Below are 18234 nucleotides of genomic sequence, written 5' to 3'. Positions count from 1 at the left end.
TCGCATTTCAACATCCGGCGCAGTTACGCCGATCAATCGCGCTTCCAATGCCCCCGCGCGCGGATCTCCGTCGAGGAGGCATCCGACATCGGCACATTCACGAAACACCAGCTCGGCGCCTCCACATGCCCGAGCAGTTGCGACGCCCGCCCCGACAGCCGCGCATGCGCATAGGTCCGCGCCGCCACCGACGTCCGCGCCGCCACCCGCACACCGGGCCGCGCCAACACGCCCACGGGCGTCGTCTCCATGATCTCGCGCCAGTCCTGCCAGCGATGAAACTGCGCGAGGTTATCCGCCCCCATCAGCCACACGAACCGCACTCCGGGATAGAGCCGCTTGATCGCGCGGAGCGTCTGCGCCGTGTACCGCGTCCCCGTGCGGGCTTCCAGATCCGTGACCTCGACGCGCGGATGATCCATCACCGCCCGCGCCCGCGCCAGACGGTCTTCCATCGCCGCCGGTCCCTCTGCCTTGAGCGGGTTGCCGGGGCTCACGAGCCACCAGACCCGATCCAACCCGAACCGCCGGAGCGCCTGCCGCGTGATCAGCGCATGCCCTTCATGGGCCGGATCAAACGATCCCCCCAAAAGCCCGATCACCTGACCGGGTCGTGCATATGGAAGTCCTGCGCGCATGTCGCCTCTTCGCCCATTCCCGCCCCGACTGTCAATCGGCGGGCCACCTTGTGCCTGATTTCTCCCTCATTTAGAGACCTTAAGACCACTCTCCGCACCTCGCGAGGCCTATCATGTCCGAGACCCCCACCATCTCCGTCGCCGCCCCCGACAGCCCCCGCGCCCGCGCCGCGATGCAGGCCTACTACGGTGAACTCGCAGAGCGGTTCGAGACAGGCTTTGATCCAGACGTGGCCGCGCCGCTGGCGGACGACGCCATGTGCCCGCCCAAAGGCGTCTTCCTCATCGCAACCCGCGGAGACGACACCCTCGGCTGCGTCGGCCTCAAAGGCACAGATTACGGATACGCCGAAATCAAACGCCTCTGGGTCTCCCCCGCCGCCCGAGGCCTCGGCCTCGCCAAACGCCTCATGTCCGAGGCCGAGGTCCACGCAAAAGCCCTTGGCATCACAACCCTCCGCCTCGACACCAACTCCGCCCTCCCCGAAGCCGCAGGATTGTATCAGCGACTGGGGTGGCATGAGATCGAGCGGTTTAATGATGATCCCTATCCGGATTTGTTTTTTGAGAAGACGGTGTGAGGGTAGACCTCACGGCCACACCACTCCTAAACTGGCTCCGATATTTCAAGCATCGGAGCCTTTTTCATGACCAGCCGCCTGACCGTCAAAGAGCCGGAAATTGAACTTTATGTCGATGGCTTCGAAGCCAAGGAGGGCGGCGTCTCGGACCTCGGCCGCAAAAAGGACGGCAAAAAGCTCTCTGACTTAGTTGAAAAGATCGAGGAACCGATGGTCATCGCGGTCGACGCCCCGTGGGGTGCAGGCAAGTCGGTGTTTTTAAGATGCTGGGTTGGGGAGCATATCAAAGATGAGCACGGCAATCAGGCGACCACCGTCTATTTCGATGCCTTCCAGCATGACTTTCTCGATGATCCACTGATCGCTCTCACTGGCGTCATCAGCGACCGGTTCACAAAAGACGAGAAGCATTCCAAAGTATGGGGCAAGCTGAAGAATGCCGCATACAAACTACGCAAACCAGCGGTGCGACTAAGTGCCTTCGCCGCCTCAAGCGGAATTTCGGAAATTGCTGTTCCTGTTGTGGACGCAATTGCCGATGCCGCCGCAAAAGAATTAGCTAAAGCCTCTGAAGAGTTTTGGAAAAAAGAAGACGGCAAACGTGCTGCCATGCAGAGCTTTCACGACGCACTGAAGGAACTCGCTGCAGAGCAAAAACTCGTGATCGTTGTCGACGAATTGGACCGTTGCCGCCCAGATTACGCGCTGAACCTACTCGAAGTCATCAAGCACTTCTTCAATGTCCCGAACGTGCATTTCGTTCTGGGTGTGAACCTGACCGAGTTGGAGAATTCCGTTCGAGCACGATATGGCGCTGGCGTGAATGCGAGTAAGTATTTGCAGAAGTTCTACAATGTGAGAATGCCGCTATCGCTTGAAGTCCCAACGCATGGAGAGGCAGGTAGTCTGTACAGCTACTTTAAAGAAAGATCAGAACGCCTAGCCTTGGACAAGAAAAGTTACCTCCCTGAGTTTGAAGTATATTTTCAGGCTTTCTCGAACATCCCGAATTTCAGCCTGAGAGACGCCAATGCAATCTTAACGGCTGCGATGTTTGCGCCTTCTCCCACGCATAGAGACGGGGATATTGCAAAATATCTTACGGCTGGGCTAATCGCGTTGAAAATTTTGGATCCCGCATTGTATGGCACTCTCCGAGACAGACTTTTCAACGGCACAAATGCGCTTGAGCAAATATTGGTCAAATTAGGCTTGCTCGACATGCCACCAGATTTAGTAACTTCTGACATACAAAAAGTCACATTAGTCTGGAATTGGGCACTTTCAGGTGCCGACAAAGTCGGCCCCTCTGACAGTAGTTTGCGTGCAAAAGGGATCAGTGGAAGCATCCCCGGCCATGGCAGAACACACCTCAGAAAGCTGATGCGTGAACGAGTAGATACTTTCGAATACGCTGGAATAGACTAACCCCTTCCCATCCCCCCCATTCACACGCTAAACCACCCGCCAAACCAGTTTCCCCAAGGAGCCCTGCAAATGGCAGCCTATCAATACGTCTATTTCATGGACGGTGTGTCCAAGACCTATCCCGGCGGCAAGAAGGTGTTCGAGAACATCCGCCTGAACTTCCTTCCCGGTGTGAAAATCGGTGTGGTCGGTGTTAACGGCACCGGTAAATCCACCCTCATGCGCATCATGGCCGGTCAGGACAAGGACTTCCAAGGTGAGGCCTGGGCCGCCGAGGGCGCCAAAGTCGGCTATCTCCCGCAGGAGCCGGAACTCGACCCGACCCTGAACGTCCGCGAAAACGTGATGCTCGGCGTCGCCGCCAAAAAAGCGATCCTCGACCGCTACAACGAGCTCGCCATGAACTACTCCGACGAGACCGCCGACGAGATGGCGAAACTCCAGGACGAGATCGACGCGCAGAACCTCTGGGACCTCGACAGCCAGATCGACATCTCCATGGAGGCGCTCCGCTGCCCGCCCGACGATTCCGACGTCACCTCCCTCTCCGGCGGTGAGAAACGCCGTGTCGCGCTTTGCAAGCTCCTGCTCGAAGCCCCCGACATGCTGCTTCTCGACGAACCGACCAACCACCTCGACGCCGAAACCATCGCGTGGCTCCAGCAGCACCTCATCGAGTACAAAGGCACGATCCTGATCGTCACCCACGACCGTTACTTCCTCGATGACATCACCGGCTGGATTCTCGAACTCGACCGCGGCGCAGGCATCCCCTACGAGGGCAACTACTCCGCATGGCTCGAACAAAAGGCCAAGCGCCTCGAACAGGAAGCCCGCGAGGACAAGTCCAAACAGAAAACCCTCGAGCGCGAACTTGAGTGGATGCGTCAGGGTCAAAAAGCCCGTCAGGCCAAACAAAAGGCCCGTATCAACGCCTATAACGAGCTTGCCTCCCAGTCCGAGCGCGAGAAAATCACCCGCGCCCAGATCGTCATCCCGAACGGCCCGCGCCTCGGCTCCAAGGTCATCGAGGTCAACGGCCTCGCCAAGCACATGGGCGACAAGCAACTCATCGAAGGCCTCGACTTCTCCCTGCCGCCGGGCGGCATCGTTGGCGTGATCGGCCCGAACGGCGCCGGTAAATCCACGCTCTTCAAAATGCTCACCGGTCAGGAACAGCCCGACGCCGGCACCATCGAGCTCGGCGACACTGTCAAGCTCAGCTACGTTGACCAGTCCCGCGACGATCTCGACCCGAACGCCACCGTGTTCGAAGCCATCTGTGACGGTCAGCAGATCATCAACCTCGGCGACGCCGAAGTGAACGGCCGCGCCTATTGCTCGACCTTCAACTTCAAAGGCGGCGACCAGCAGAAGAAAGTCGGCGTGCTCTCCGGCGGTGAACGCAACCGTGTGCACATGGCGCGTCTGCTGAAATCCGGCGGCAACGTGCTCCTCCTCGACGAACCGACCAACGATTTGGACGTCGAAACCCTCCGCGCCCTCGAAGACGCCCTGACTGAGTTCGCAGGCTGCGCCGTGGTCATCTCCCACGACCGCTTCTTCCTCGACCGCATCTGTACCCACATTCTGGCGTTCGAAGGCGACGCCCACGTGGAATGGTTCGAAGGCAACTTCGAGGATTATGAGGAAGACAAGAAGCGGAGACTAGGACCGGATGCCCTCGAACCCAAACGTCTGAAATATAAGAAATTCAGCCGCTAAAGCAGATCAAAAGGCGCCTTTGGGCGCCTTTTTTGTTGCGAAAATAACGTCTTTTCCGCACCTTCGCGTCATACAATTGATTGGATTTATTTATGGCACATGGTCGCTCGGTTCGCCTTTTCTTGGCTGAAGGAACTCCAACAGGCGTTGTCACCGCTGAAATCGTAAACTGGACCGGACACGTTATTTCAGCACCGCGCACCAAACTTGAAGTGGCCTTACAGCGCGACGAAATCAAAAAAACAGGCGTCTATATTCTCTATGGCTCACCTTTAGATGCTGATCTCCCACAAGTTTATGTTGGGGAAGGAGATGATATTTCGACCCGTCTAAACTCGCACTCGAAGGACGAGAACAAAGCGTTTTGGGAACGGTTCGTGGCCGTAACAAACAAAGACATGAACTTGACGAAGGCCCATGTGAAATTCCTTGAAGGCCGACTGATTGGGATGCTCAAAGACGCCAAGAAGTCGGAAGTCGTAAACAAAACGGAACCCTCTTTCGACAAGCTACCGGAAGCCGACATTTCCGATATGGAAGCCTTCTTGGAGCAACTCCAAATCATCCTGCCCGTCATCGGAGTGGACTTTTTCAGAAAAACGACAACGAAAAAGGCCACGGAAGCGCGCGAGGAGGTTCCAGCAATTACGTTCGAATTGAAACACACTCGCAAAGGCATCACAGCAAAAGCGCAAGAGATTGACGGAGAGTTTGTCGTCTTGGAGGGCGCGGTTGGAAGCCTGAACGAGGCCGTGTCATTCTCTGAAAAATTGAAAGCAATGCGCGATCAATTGCTGTCATCCGGTCGAATCGTGCCGCAAGGCACCGACAATTTCATTCTCACTGAAGATATCGCATTTTCCAGCCCAAGCGCCGCAGCGGTCTTCTTCTTCGGAACATCGAGAAACGGGCGAACCGATTGGCTTGTTCAAGGGAAGAGCCAAACATACGGCGACTGGAAAGACACCATTATCAACCCCCGCTCCTGACCCGAGGGGGTTCGCGTGAAACGCGCAGCCCCGTGGGGGCGGGTCTGGCGCGTCAAAGATGCTTTGCATCTTTGATTGGTCTCCATTGCAGCCCAACCTAATCCGCCTCCCGCCACGCTTTCATCTGCTCCTCCTCGCTCAGTCCCGCTTTGCGCGCCCGTCGCCATGCCTCGTATTTGCGTTCGGTGAGGGCCAGTTCCGCGATCTTCATCTGGGCGTAGGTGCCGAGCACGTGGTTGATCCGCGCCTGATAGCCCGCCCCTTGCGCGCGAAAGAATTTGGCGACGCTTTCATCGAGGCGGAGGGTGACTTTCATCTTCTTCTCGGTGACGTCGATATCCTGTTCGAGCGTCGCCCAGGCTTCCGGCACGATCTGCGCCACGTCCCAGTCCCATGTGTCGAACCGGCCAAGCGCCTCTGCGTGGCGTTGCAGCCGCTCTTGGGCGAGGCGCTGGGTTTTGGTGAGGCGGGGTCTGGGTGTGGGCATCATGGTCTCCGGCGGCGGGTGGGATCACCATGACAAAGGGAGGTTAACGGCGTCTCTTGGCACCGTGCGCGGGGTCCGACAGAAGTCCGACACTTGGCAGACGCGGGGCAGACCGGTGTTTTGGCAAAGGAAAACGCGCCTGCCCGAGGGAATGGCAGACGCGTCAAAGATGCCTAGTACACCTTTATTCTGCTTGGACACACGCCCATCTCTTGGCTGATGGATCCATGTTTTTGCTTACTCTACTCAAACTAGCGGGAAGAGGGGACGTCCCGCGAACCACCTGATAAGTAAGTTCAGTTAGCCAGCATTACGCCCAGTTTTGTCAACATTTTCGACACAATCAACCCTAGATTGCCACATTGTGCAAAATATTTGACGAAAAATGAAGCAGACCCTCAGAATCTGTGCCTTTCTTGGGCCGCATTTGACTCAACCCATAGGGGAAAATCGCGTCTTTGGATAGGGCTAAGGATGAGCGCTGCGCGATTGATCGGTCCGGCATTCCTTGCTATCCCGTCCGAACCCGCAACCGCCTCCTCACCAAATGGGAGCCCCGCGGGGACACCGAGGCCCGCAAGGTCTTTCTCCTAGGCCACGCCCGCACCGGCACCACGTCATTTCACCATGCATTTCAGAAACTTGGCCTCAACTCCCGACACAGCGCGGGGAATTGGCATATGGCCAAGCATGATGCCTTTTCCGACCGTGGCGACTTTCGCCCCGTCGATCTCTATCGCGAGATGTTCCCGAATGCGCATTTCATCCTGAATACCCGCCCGATGGGGCCGTGGCTCTATTCGATGATGCGCCACCGCGACCGCCCGCACACGCGCAAACACCTCGAAAACATGATCCTGCGCCGCAACAGCTGGTTTGCGAAGATGCTCACCATGTTCGACGGCGACCCGCGCCTGACTGTTGTGGACATCACTCGACCGGGCGCCGTAAATTTCGGTCTTTCTGCGGCAGGCTTGCCGGAGGTTGAACTCAAGCCGCACTCGAACGCCGGCCCGAAAGAAGCACAGATCAAATCCCAGGGGGCCTACGACGCTGTGAAAGACGGACCACTCGGTGCGTTCTTCGACCGACCGTTCCTCATTCCGGAACTGCTCGGCCCGAATGAGCAACCTCGAAAGGACTGGTTCGAAACGGTGCGTCACAATCTCGCGTAAGATCACCGATTTCACTATTTTTTCCGCGCAAAATCTATATAGTCGATTTCGCTACGTTACCTCTATCGACCCATCTGTTCTCCCTTACCGGCCACAGTCTTCGATCGACCACTGACTGAGCCGGGTCGTTGCACTTTCGCGAGCGACACATAAACTAGGAGTATATCGGATGGCCAACGGCACCGTAAAATGGTTCAATTCCACCAAAGGCTACGGCTTTATTCAGCCTGAAGGCGGCAGCAAAGATGTGTTCGTTCACATCTCCGCAGTCGAGCGTTCCGGCCTCACCGGTCTGGCAGATGGCGCGAAGGTTACCTTCGACATCGAAGCAGGTCGTGACGGTCGCGAATCTGCAGTGAACCTCGTCGTGGCATAAGCCACGCATCGCCTCACGGGGCGATTGGAGATAGAGAAACGCCCGCAATTCGCGGGCGTTTTGTTTTATGTGGCGACGCTCAGCGCTTTTTCACGAACTCTGTCAGGATCACGATCCGCTGACCTTCAACGCGTCCCTCGATGTGACCGGCGTTGTCCGGCACGAGAGAAATCCCCCGCACTGCCGTGCCGCGTTTCGCCGTGAAGCCCCCGCCCTTGACCGGCAAATCCTTGATCAGGACAACGGTATCACCCGCAGACAGGACAGCCCCGAGGCTGTCGCGGTGGATCACGTCGGGACCACCGGATTTCGCCCATTCCTCCACCTCGGGCTCGAGGTAGAGCATATCGAGCGCATCTGCGGCCCAGCCTTCTTCCTTGAGACGATTGAGCAAACGCCACGAGACGACTTTCACCGCGTCGCTCACCGACCACATGGACGTCGTCAGTGCCTGCCAATGCCCGTCCGGCACGGCTTCGCCCTTGAGGCCACCGGCGCAGGTTTCGCACAGTTGAACGCTTTCCGTCCGAGGCTGCATCACAACATCGATCAACGCACCTTCCGCGCCACAAATATCACACTGAGCCATCACAGCCTCCATCTTCGAATTTGCGCGGACCCTAGGGGGTCGGTCACGGTTTTGACAAGCAACAAACCGCCTCTCGCACGCCGTTCAGGTGTTTTCTGGGCGCATCCCCTTCCAACTCGCTTGCCGAAGCCGCATAGTCGCACCAGATCAAGACGAACCTATCGTCTGAGGGGAAGACAAACGTGCGAACTGTCGCGAAACTCGCTCTAGCATTCACCCTGTTCGCGGGGGCCTCCAATGCGTTCGAAACCCGCTTCGAAACGGAGGCAGACGACAGCCTGACGAAAGCGTTGAAGGCGAGCTCAGCTGTCCTTCAGGCGAGACAGGAGGGCGTCGAGACCTCGGAAGAAATCATCGCCGCCGTGCAGGCAGACTATGGCACTCTGTTGTCGCTTCTTTACCGCGAGGGCTATTACGGACCCGTTATCTCGATCAAAGTTGACGGACGGGAGGGCGCGGACATGTCGCTCATTTCCCTTCCCCCACAGATAGACCGCGTGACAATCTCCGTCACACCCGGCCCACGGTTCGTTTTCGGAGACGCCAATGTCGGGCCACTCACCCCCGGCACAGAACTGCCCGCTGACTTTACTACGGGTGAGATCGCCCGTGCCGGTCTCGTCGGAGACGCCTCGGACGCGGCGGTGGATGCCTGGCGTCAGGCCTCCCACGCTAAGGCGGAACCCACGTCCCAACGGGTCGTTGCCGATCACCGGGACAAGACGCTCGACGTCGATATCGAAATTGATCCCGGCCCGCCCGTCACCTTTGGCACACTGAGCTTTGCAGGACGGAGCCAAGTCAAAGAACAACGTCTCGAGCGCATCGCGAATTTCCCGAGCGGCGCAGCCTATGATCCTGACACACTCACCCTCGTGAGCAGCAGACTACAGAAAACCGGCACGTTCCGTTCCATCACGTTGCGTGAGGCCGAAACGCTCAATCCGGATGGAAGTCTCGACATCACGGCAACCCTGATCGATGAAAGGCGCCGCCGCTTCGGTTTCGGCGCTGAAGTGTCTTCACTGGAAGGCGGCACGCTCAGCGCCTACTGGATGCACCGGAACATCACGAACCACGCGGACCGCCTCCGGTTCGACGGCGAGATTGCGGGGCTTGGCGGGTCGACGGGCGTCGATTACAGCCTGTCCGCGAGCTACCGCAGACCCGCGACACCGAGCAAGAAGACAACGCTCGTCGTCGGCACAAGCATCGAACATCTCGACGAACCCGACTTTCGGTCCGACACAGGTGAATTCACCTTCGGTGTGGATGTGGAAAGCTCACTGATCTCCACCTTTTCCACCAGTATCGGCTACCGGTATTCCGACGTCGATGACGACTTCGGGCATCGCATTTTCCATCACCTCATCTTCCCGGTCGAGGGAACGCGGGACCGACGCGACAACACTCTGAACCCGAAGGACGGCAGCTATTTCGCCGCAGAAATCATGCCGTTTCTCGGCCTCTACGGCTCTGAGTCAGGAGCGCGCCTCTTTGTCGACGGACGCGGCTACGAGTCCTTCGGAGAGGACGACCGTTTTACCTTTGCGGCGCGCCTACAGCTCGGGTCGATCATTGGCGCCGATTACACCGAGGTGCCCCCCGACATGCTGTTCCACTCCGGCGGCGGCGGCACCGTTCGCGGACAGCCCTACCAATCGCTCGGTGTCGACGTCGGCCCCCTGTCTTCTGGCGGGTCGAGCTTTGTCGGTCTCTCAACCGAACTCCGTAGCGTCGTGAGGGGGCCCATCTCTTTGGTCGGCTTCCTCGACGTTGGCGGCGTCGGCACGGACGCCCTTCCGGGGGCGGACGCCGAATGGCACTCGGGCGCCGGGCTCGGGCTTCGCTATGACACCGGCGTCGGCCCGATCCGCTTTGACGTGGCCGCCCCTGTTTCCGGCTCCACAAGTGATGGCGTGCAATTCTACATCGGGATTGGACAAGCGTTTTGAAGCGATATCTCTTTCTCTCCGCAGCCCTGTTCTTGCCCTTGGGCCTGATGGCTCAAGAAGACACGAGCCAGACGGATCGTGACCGTTCGATGATCGTCGGCTTTCTGGAGGACAATCTCTCCGGCGCCGGTCGTGACATCCGGATCGAAGGGTTCAAAGGCCTTCTGTCGTCCACTGCGACGCTCGACGAACTGACCATCGCGGACAGCGATGGCGTGTGGTTCACGTTGCGCGATGCGGAGTTGGACTGGAGCCGCTCCGCCCTCTTTTCCGGCCGCGTCGAGGTCAATCGCATCGCCGCGGGTGAAATCATCTTCGAACGGTTGCCTGTTGCTGCGGACACCGGCGTAGACCTGCCCGATCCGGAAGCAACGCCTTTCTCTCTGCCCGACCTTCCGGTGTCCATCGACATCGGAGAGATTGCGGCAGAACGGGTATTGCTTGGTGCTCCAGTCATTCGTATCGGGGAGGACATCGAAATCTCGCTCGTCGGATCGGCCAATTTGGCGGACGGGTCCGGCGGACTGGACCTCGAGATTGAGCGCATCGACGGCTCCGAAGGTGCATTTGATCTTGCAGTGTCCTACGCGAACGCAACCGAACAACTCGACCTTGATCTGTCGCTGAGAGAAGGCCCGGGCGGGCTCGTTTCGACAATTGCCAATCTACCTGGCGCCCCATCCTTGTCCTTGACCGCGCAGGGCTCCGGCCCGCTCGACGACTTTGTCGCCGACATCACCCTCGCCACACAGGACGAAGACAGGCTATCCGGGCAAATTTCGCTTGCGGCAGAAGTTGACCCGGAGGCCCCCGACGCGCCTGCCCCACGCCGGTTCACGGCGGACCTGTCAGGCGATCTGACGCCGCTGTTCTCCGCCGAATACGCACCTTTCTTTGGCGCATCCTCCACGCTCGTCGCGAACGGCGTCTCATATCCGGCAGGCGGCTTTGACCTCGATCGCTTTTCCCTTTCGATGCGCACCGTCTCACTCGTAGGCTCGGCTCAAATCGCCGCCGACGGCCTGCCAAGCGCCTTCTCCATCTCAGGCTCGTTGAAAGACCCTGATGACCGCGCAGTCCTGCTCCCCTTCGGCGACGCCCGAAGCCAAGTTGATGAAGCCGACATCATCGCCCAGTTCAACGCTGGAGAAAGTGACGATTGGGCCGCTGACATCACCGTGGTTGGCTACCAGCATGACGGCCTCGCGTTTGACAGCGCGACACTCGGAGCCGGCGGCAAAATCGCTCGCAATGCGAGCGACGATGGCGGGAGGCTCCTGAGTGCGGTGAGCGCCGCGTTCGACCTCGTGGTCGATGGCTTCGCCTCCGAGGACCAGGCCCTCCAAGACGCCATCGGCAGCGCCCCCGCGTTGAAGGGGCGCCTGACATGGCGCGAAGGCCGCCGCCTGATAATCAACGGACTGACGCTCGAGACCGACGCCACAACAGCACAACTCGACGGCCGACTGAGCGGTGTCAAACGCGGCCTTGAGTTCACAGGTAGAATGTCGCTCGACACTCCGCGGCTAGAACGGTTTGCGGGGCTGAGCGGCATGGCACTGTCCGGCGGCGTCTCGGCAACGGCGGAGGGAAGCGTCTCTGCGCTCAACGGCACCTTTGACCTCACCGTACAAGCAAACGGAGATGACCTCGCCTTCGGCATCCCACAGCTGGACGCCCTAACGGGCGGCAACAGCACCGTCGCGATGACCGCACGCCGCGACACCTCCGGCCTCACACTTGAGGCTGCGTCACTCGACACAGCTGCGGTCACAGCTTCTGCGTCGGGCAACTTGAGCTCGGACAGCGGCGCTCTTCAACTCAACGCAGAGCTTGATGATGTCGCGCGTCTCGGGATCGGCCTAAGCGGCCCACTGACGTTGGAAACACAACTCGACAGAGCGAGCGGCGCGAGCACTTGGCAGACCAACGCCAACATGTCGGGACCGGGTGGCTCGACCGCAACCCTCTCAGGCTCGCTGGCCCAGGACTTCGCAACGGCGGATTTGTCCCTCACAGGCAACGCACCGCTCGGTTTGGCCAACAGCTTCACCACCGCAGTCCTCGCGCAAGGGTCCGCGGGCTTCGACATTGCGCTCAACGGCCCCTTGGCGCTCTCTTCCGTCGCAGGACAGGTCAATCTCCAGTCCGGCGCACGGGTTGTCGTCTCCTCTGCAAACCTCGCCCTCACGCTCCAGCGCGGCAATATCGTCATCTCCGGCGAACAGACGAACCTCGACATCCTCGCCACTGCCGACACAGGCGGTCAGATACAGGCGTCCGGCTCCCTCGGACTGACCGGTGCGTTGCCTGCAAATCTCTCGATTGCTCTGACCGACCTCACCCTCGTAGACCCACGGCTCTACACCACCTCACTCGGCGGCGAGATCACCATCGACGGACCTTTGGCCGGCGGCGCCTCCGTCGCAGGCGACATCACTCTCGGCACAACGGAAGTCACCGTTTCACCCTCTGCGCTCGGTGGCGGTGGAGCTTTGCCGGACATCATCCATATCGGAGCCTCTTCCGACGTGATCAGGACACAGCGCCGCTCTGGCCTGCTCGACAATGGGGCCGGCAGCGGAGGCGGCTCTGTCTACGGGCTTGATCTTGTCATTCGGGCACCCGGCAGAATTTTCGTCCGCGGACGCGGACTGGATGCCGAACTTGGCGGTCGGTTGCGCGTCACCGGCACAACCGCCGACGTTATACCTGTCGGTCAGTTCTCTCTTATCCGTGGCCGTCTGTCTCTCTTAGGACAACGGATCGACCTCGAAGAGGGCGCTATTACGCTTCAGGGGGAGTTGGACCCGACACTGAGGCTCGTTGCGCAGACCGCCACCGATGACATGACGATCCAGATTGTTCTTTCGGGTCCTGTGAGCGCCCCTGAGCTTACACTCAGTTCCTCGCCGGAAATGCCACAGGACGAAATTCTGGCGCAACTGCTCTTCGGCAAAGACCTCACAGAGATTTCGGCCCTGCAAGCCGCACAAATGGCTTCGGCAGTCGCCACTCTCACCGGCAATGGCGGGGGGCTGGTCGGGTCAATCAGGGATAGGTTCGGCCTCGACGATCTCGACCTGCAAACCACGGAAGACGGGGACGCAGCGCTCAAGGTCGGGAAGTATATTTCCGATAAGGTCTACACAGACGTGACCATCGACAGTGAAGGCAAAACCGAGATCAACCTGAACCTCGACGCGACACGGAACATCACGATCAAGGGCTCCGTCACCTCCGAAGGCGATACCGGTGTCGGCGTCTTCTTCGAGAGAGACTACTAGACCCGTTCTCTTTGACCCGTCGCAAGGTGTCGTTCAAAGTAACAGCATAAGCTGGGACAAGAGGATGGCATTTCATGGCGCAACCTGTTTCAGAAAAGGTGTTCCACACCGAAGATCTCGTGAAGACCTACCAAACGGGCAGCACAGAGGTGCGCGCGCTCGATGGGGTGAACCTTGATCTCTTCGCGACAGAATTGACCGTCCTGCTCGGCCCGTCCGGATCGGGCAAATCCACCTTGCTCAACATTCTCGGCGGCCTCGACGCCGCCACCTCTGGTCGCGTCGAGTTCCGAGGCCGAGATCTTACCGAACTCTCGGACCGCGCGCTCACAAAGTATCGCCGCGATCACGTCGGCTTTGTGTTTCAATTCTACAACCTCGTCCCCTCGCTCACCGCGCGCGAGAACGTACAGATGGTCACAGACATCGCGCCCAATCCGATGTCCGCAGAAGAGGCGCTCGCCCGTGTTGGCATGTCCGACCGTATCGACCACTTCCCCGCCGAACTCTCCGGCGGCCAACAACAGCGGGTCGCGATTGCCCGCGCGATTGCTAAGCGGCCAGAGGTTCTCCTTTGCGACGAACCCACTGGCGCGCTCGACAGCACCACGGGCGTTCAGGTGTTAGAGGCAATCCGTCACGTCAACGAAGACCTCGGCACCACGGCCATCGTGATCACCCACAACGCCGCGATCCAAGCCATGGCCCACCGCGTCGTGCGGTTTCAGGATGGCAACATTGCATCCGTCTCCACCAATGACACGCGGCTCAAGCCGACCGATATCGAGTGGTAGGCCATGCATGCGCTCGACATAAAACTCCTGCGAGATTTCCAGCGCCTTTGGGGACAAGCGCTCGCCATCGCGCTCGTCCTTGCCTGTGGGGTGATGATCCTGCTGACGGCCTTCGGGATGCACCGCGCCCTCGATGACACGCTGACCGCGTTCTATGATCGCAATGCTTTCGCCGATGTCTGGATCGACGCCGAGAAAGCCCCGCGCGGCCTCCTCAAAGAAATCGCGGAGATCGACGGCGTGCAGATCGTTGAGGGGCGGATCCAGAAATACCTGATGCTCGACCTTCCGGGGCGGGTGGAATCCGCCACGGGCCTCGCCCTGTCTCTGCCAGAGAGCGGCGACCTGCCGCATCTCAACATCCCGATCCTGCGGTCTGGTCGGCTTCCGTCCGTGTCGGCGACGGATGAGGTTATGGTGTCGGAACCTTTCGCGCAGGCCAATGGCTATCAGATCGGCGATAGCTTCTCCGTGCTCATGTCTGGCCAGAAACGCCTCTTGACGATCACCGGCACGGCACTCTCCCCAGAATTCGTCTACGCCATCGGACCGGGATCCCTCATGCCAGATGACGAGGGCTTTGGCATTCTCTGGATGCCGCAAGCGACCTTGGAGGCGGCGTTCGACATGTCTGGCGCGATGAACTCCATCACGCTGTCCGTGTCACGCGATGCGCGCGAGGATCAGGTGCTCAACGATCTCGACACCCTGCTTGATCCCTATGGCGGCACGGGCGCTTACGGTCGTGAATTGCAGACCTCGAACGCCTTCGTCCATACCGAGATCGCCCAACTCAAGAATATGGCGACGATCCTGCCGCCCATCTTTTTCGGCATTTCCGCCTTTCTCGTGAACATGGTGATCGGACGCATCATCACGTTGGAACGCGCGGAGATCGGGCTCCTCAAAGCACTCGGCTACACCGATCTGCACATCGCAGTGCATTACGTTCTCCTCGCAGGGCTCACAGCCGTTCTCGGGATCATCATTGGCTGGGGCACAGGCGGGATGAGTGCACGCTGGATGGCAGGTCAATATGCCGACTATTTCAAATTCCCCTATCTGATCTTCAACGTCTCCTATGACGCCTATGCGATTTCGGGTGTTCTGGCCCTTCTGACCGCGGCCCTCGGCGCGCTCCGCGCGGCCCTCGGCGCGGCACGCCTTCCGCCTGCTGTCGCCATGTCGCCCCCTGCCCCGCCACGGTTCAAACGCTCCGCCTTCGACCGGATGATGAACGCCGCGCGTATGAGCCAACCGACGATGATGATCTGGCGGTCCATCCTGCGTTGGCCGGTGCGCGCGCTCATGAGTGCGGTCGGTCTGGCCTTCGCCGTCGCCGTGATGATTTCCGTCGGCTTTTTCTCCCATTCCCTCGACACAATTACCGATATCGCCTTCACGCAATCCAACCGTGAGGATGCTGTCCTTCTCTTTGCCCAAGAACGACCGCTCTCAACACTCGAGGAGGTGCGCCGCCTGCCCGGTGTTCTAGAGGTCGAGGGCGAACTCTATGCCGCCGTCAAACTGCGTCATGGCCACCTCGAAAAACAACTTTCCATCACAACACGCGGCGCGGGTGCAACGCTCGCCCGCTCCATCGATACGAACGGACATGTCGCAGAACCCATCGGAGATGGCCTCCTGATCACCAATCGCGTCTCGGAAGTCCTCGATCTACAGCCCGGCGATCTGGTCGAAGTCGAGTTCATGACTGGACGCCGCGAGACACATACGCTCGCTATCTCAGCAGTCACCGAACAGTTCTTCGGCCTCGGCGCCTTTATGACGCGTGACGCAATGGCCGCATTGCAGCGCCGCGCGCCGCATATTTCCGTCGCCAACGTCACGCTCGACGCGGATCAGGCGGACGCGTTCAATCAACAGATCAAGGACACGCCCCTCATCGCGAGCACCGTTCGTGTCACCGATATGAAAGACGGCTTTACCGAGAGCATCGACGAAAACATCTCCGTCATGAACGGCCTCTTCATCATCATCGCCGTCCTGATCACCGTTGGCCTGACCTACAACAGCGCGCGCATCCAGCTCTCCGAGCGCGCCCGCGAACTCGCCTCGCTGCGTATCCTCGGCTTCTCCAACTGGGAAGTTTCTTATGTCCTGATCGGGGAAATCATGCTCGTCGCGCTCTTGGCCCAACCCATCGGCTGGCTCATCGGCTACGGGATCGGCGTGCTGATGGCGAACAGCTTTTCCTCCGATCTCTATAACATTCCGCTCGTTCTGCCGCCCGCCGCCTACGCGCAGGCCTCCGTTGTGGTGCTTGGCACCGCGCTCGCCTCCGTTATGGTGGTGAGACGGCGGATCGACCGGCTTGATCTTGTCTCCGTGATGAAAACCCGGGAGTGAACCAATGACGTCGAAATCCCGCAAATCCCTACTCGTCCTGATCGCAGGCGCGCTCGCCGTTGCGCTCCTGTTCATTGCCTTCCGCCCGCATCCGACCGCGGTCGATCTGGAAGCGGTCACGCGCGGGCCGCTTCAGGTGACAATCAACGCCGACGGCAAAACGCGGATCAAGGATTTGTATGAGGTGTCTTCGCCCATTGCGGGCACGGCGCTCCGCTCTCCCGTCGAGGAGGGCGATCAAGTCGAGGCAGGCGTCACCGTGGTGGCCCGTGTCGAGCCGCTCGCCCCGTCTCTGATCGACGCGCGGACACGTATCCAATTGGAGGCCGCCGTGCGCGAAGCCTCCGCCGCTGCCGACCTCGCGGAAGCGCAACTCCGGCAAGCCGATGAAGAGTTGAACTACGCGCAGAGTCAGTTCGACCGGACAAAGGCGCTCGTGGACAGAGGCGTTTCCTCGGTCAGCACATTGGAGGACGCGGAGCAGGTTTTGTCGCTGCGGACTGCCGCGCGGGATGCTGCGATTTCCAATGTCCAGATGGCGCAGTCATCGCTCGCACGGGCGCAGGCGGCCCTGCTCGAACCGGGGGCGGAGGACATGACCGGAGACACCTGCTGTGTCGCGATCACAGCGCCGATATCGGGGACCGTCTTGGTCATCTCGCAAGTCTCGGAACATGCAGTCGCGATTGGCTCTGAACTCTTGTCCATTGGCGACCTGAACGACCTCGAAATCGAAGCGGATATTCTGTCCTCTGATGCCGTGGGCTTGGAGATCGGTGCGCGGGCCATTGTCGAGCGCTGGGGCGGGGAACCGCCGCTCGAGGCCAAGTTGAAGAGCCTCGCCCCTCGCGCCGAGACGCATACATCGTCGCTCGGGATCGAAGAACAGCGCGTTGCGGCGACCTTTGACCTTGTCACCCCTGCCGAAGAGCGCCTCGGCCTCGGGCATCAATACGCCGTCTTTTTGCGCGTTGTGGAATGGGAGACGGATGCCGCCCTCAACATCCCGCTCGCCGCGCTCTTCCGCAGCAACGGGGATTGGGCAGTGTTTGTGGCAGAAGGCGACAGGGCGCGTCTGCGTCTCGTGGAGATCGGACACCGCACGGATCGGCGGGTCGAAATTCTGTCCGGTCTGGAGGAAGGTGAACAGGTCATCCCACATCCGGCCGACACCATCGCGGACGGCGTCGTCATTGTGGATCGCGAGAGCCTCTGACGGGGTATCTAAAGCGGGATTTGGTCGAGTTGATCGGGATCGAACCGACGACCTCGTCATTGCGAACGACGCGCTCTCCCAACTGAGCTACAACCCCACGCTGGCAAAAGAATTTGCCTTTCGCGCCACGAAGTCAAGCGTGGCGCGAGGGTCAAAATGTCACGCTGGCAACTTGCCGTTTTGCTCGACGAAAGCGATGATATCTTTGGCCGGACGGGCCCCCGCAATACGAGCCACTTCCTTGCCGCCTTGGTAGAGAATGAGCGCCGGAATGCCGCGGATTCCGTTCTTCATCGACACGTTCGGGTACTCCTCCGTGTTGATCTTCGCAAACCGCGCGCGACCTTTGAGCGCCTGCGCCGCCTTCGCGAACTCCGGCGCCATCATGCGGCACGGACCACACCACGGCGCCCAGAAGTCAACGAGCACTGGCAGATCGTCTTTGCGCGACAGCGCTGCGAGAGCATTCGGATCAAGCTCGGACACTTTACCGGACATCAGCGGCTCACCACAGGTGCCACATTTAGGGCCAGCGCCAAGTTTACTCGTCGGCACGCGGTTCACCTGCGCGCAGACAGGGCACGCCATTTTCACGGCATCTTTTGCAAGGGTCGCAGCCATGAT

At 59.7% G+C, this 18234-nt stretch carries 15 protein-coding genes and 1 tRNA gene; 11 read left to right on the top strand and 5 right to left on the bottom strand.

Annotation, left to right across the window (positions count from 1 at the left end; genetic code table 11):
- Positions 1–32: 32 nt before the first annotated feature.
- Complete coding sequence (locus LA304_RS03865; RefSeq protein WP_224501802.1) at positions 33–638, bottom strand: nicotinate-nucleotide adenylyltransferase; 606 nt, start codon at positions 636–638, stop codon at positions 33–35.
- Between the two features lie 113 nt (positions 639–751).
- On the opposite strand from LA304_RS03865, the gene LA304_RS03860 reads away from it, so the two are divergent.
- The 4 genes from LA304_RS03860 (at position 752) to LA304_RS03845 (ending at position 5361) form a co-directional block, all read left to right on the top strand.
- Positions 752–1219 carry a GNAT family N-acetyltransferase gene (locus LA304_RS03860; RefSeq protein ID WP_224501801.1) on the top strand — a complete coding sequence of 156 codons (468 nt, stop codon included), beginning with the start codon at positions 752–754 and terminating at the stop codon, positions 1217–1219.
- Between the two features lie 66 nt (positions 1220–1285).
- A complete protein-coding gene (locus tag LA304_RS03855; RefSeq protein WP_224501800.1) occupies positions 1286–2647 on the top strand; it encodes a KAP family P-loop NTPase fold protein in 1362 nt (453 codons plus the stop codon).
- A 69-nt stretch (positions 2648–2716) separates the two neighbouring features.
- The gene (ettA, locus tag LA304_RS03850) at positions 2717–4372 is read left to right on the top strand and encodes an energy-dependent translational throttle protein EttA (protein ID WP_224501799.1); all 1656 of its coding nucleotides are present in this window, start codon (positions 2717–2719) and stop codon (positions 4370–4372) included.
- 92 nt (positions 4373–4464) lie between these two features.
- Complete coding sequence (locus LA304_RS03845; RefSeq protein WP_224501798.1) at positions 4465–5361, top strand: GIY-YIG nuclease family protein; 897 nt, start codon at positions 4465–4467, stop codon at positions 5359–5361.
- Between the two features lie 97 nt (positions 5362–5458).
- Here LA304_RS03845 and LA304_RS03840 read toward each other — a convergent pair whose 3' ends face one another.
- A complete protein-coding gene (locus LA304_RS03840) occupies positions 5459–5848 on the bottom strand; it encodes a BrnA antitoxin family protein (RefSeq protein ID WP_224501797.1) in 390 nt (129 codons plus the stop codon).
- 680 nt (positions 5849–6528) lie between these two features.
- Between LA304_RS03840 and LA304_RS03835 the strand changes: the two genes are divergently transcribed.
- Both LA304_RS03835 and LA304_RS03830 read left to right on the top strand, forming a co-directional pair.
- On the top strand, positions 6529–7023 hold the full coding sequence (locus LA304_RS03835; RefSeq protein ID WP_224501796.1) for a sulfotransferase family protein: 495 nt from the start codon (positions 6529–6531) through the stop codon (positions 7021–7023).
- Between the two features lie 169 nt (positions 7024–7192).
- The gene (locus LA304_RS03830; RefSeq protein ID WP_219785722.1) at positions 7193–7399 is read left to right on the top strand and encodes a cold-shock protein; all 207 of its coding nucleotides are present in this window, start codon (positions 7193–7195) and stop codon (positions 7397–7399) included.
- A gap of 79 nt (positions 7400–7478) precedes the next feature.
- Here LA304_RS03830 and LA304_RS03825 read toward each other — a convergent pair whose 3' ends face one another.
- Positions 7479–7988, bottom strand: coding sequence for an alkylphosphonate utilization protein (locus LA304_RS03825; protein ID WP_224501795.1), 510 nt, complete (start codon positions 7986–7988; stop codon positions 7479–7481).
- Positions 7989–8170: 182 nt separating this feature from the next.
- On the opposite strand from LA304_RS03825, the gene LA304_RS17880 reads away from it, so the two are divergent.
- The 5 genes from LA304_RS17880 to LA304_RS03800 all read left to right on the top strand — a co-directional run bounded on the left by LA304_RS17880 (position 8171) and on the right by LA304_RS03800 (position 17610).
- Entirely contained in the window at positions 8171–9943 is a 1773-nt protein-coding gene (locus tag LA304_RS17880) for an autotransporter assembly complex protein TamA (RefSeq protein WP_224501794.1), read from the top strand.
- The gene (locus LA304_RS03815) at positions 9940–13230 is read left to right on the top strand and encodes a translocation/assembly module TamB domain-containing protein (protein WP_224501793.1); all 3291 of its coding nucleotides are present in this window, start codon (positions 9940–9942) and stop codon (positions 13228–13230) included. Before LA304_RS17880 ends, LA304_RS03815 begins: the two co-directional genes overlap by 4 nt.
- 74 nt (positions 13231–13304) lie before the next feature.
- Positions 13305–14024, top strand: coding sequence for an ABC transporter ATP-binding protein (locus LA304_RS03810; protein WP_224501792.1), 720 nt, complete (start codon positions 13305–13307; stop codon positions 14022–14024).
- A 3-nt stretch (positions 14025–14027) separates the two neighbouring features.
- Positions 14028–16394, top strand: coding sequence for an ABC transporter permease (locus LA304_RS03805; RefSeq protein WP_224501791.1), 2367 nt, complete (start codon positions 14028–14030; stop codon positions 16392–16394).
- 4 nt (positions 16395–16398) lie between these two features.
- Positions 16399–17610 (top strand): efflux RND transporter periplasmic adaptor subunit, encoded by a 1212-nt coding sequence (locus LA304_RS03800; protein ID WP_224501790.1) that lies wholly within the window; start codon positions 16399–16401, stop codon positions 17608–17610.
- Positions 17611–17631: 21 nt separating this feature from the next.
- Here the strand turns inward: LA304_RS03800 and LA304_RS03795 are convergent.
- Together LA304_RS03795 and trxC are read right to left on the bottom strand one after the other, a co-directional pair.
- Positions 17632–17707: transfer RNA gene (locus tag LA304_RS03795), tRNA-Ala, on the bottom strand.
- Between the two features lie 62 nt (positions 17708–17769).
- Positions 17770–18231, bottom strand: a complete 462-nt coding sequence (gene trxC / locus LA304_RS03790; protein ID WP_224501789.1) for a thioredoxin TrxC — start codon at positions 18229–18231, stop codon at positions 17770–17772.
- Positions 18232–18234 lie beyond the last annotated feature (3 nt).

This window comes from Celeribacter litoreus (assembly GCF_020165855.1).
Taxonomy (GTDB): Bacteria; Pseudomonadota; Alphaproteobacteria; order Rhodobacterales; family Rhodobacteraceae; genus Celeribacter; species Celeribacter litoreus.
Note: the sequence above shows the minus strand (reverse complement) of the source record. Positions and strands in the feature narration are given on the sequence as shown.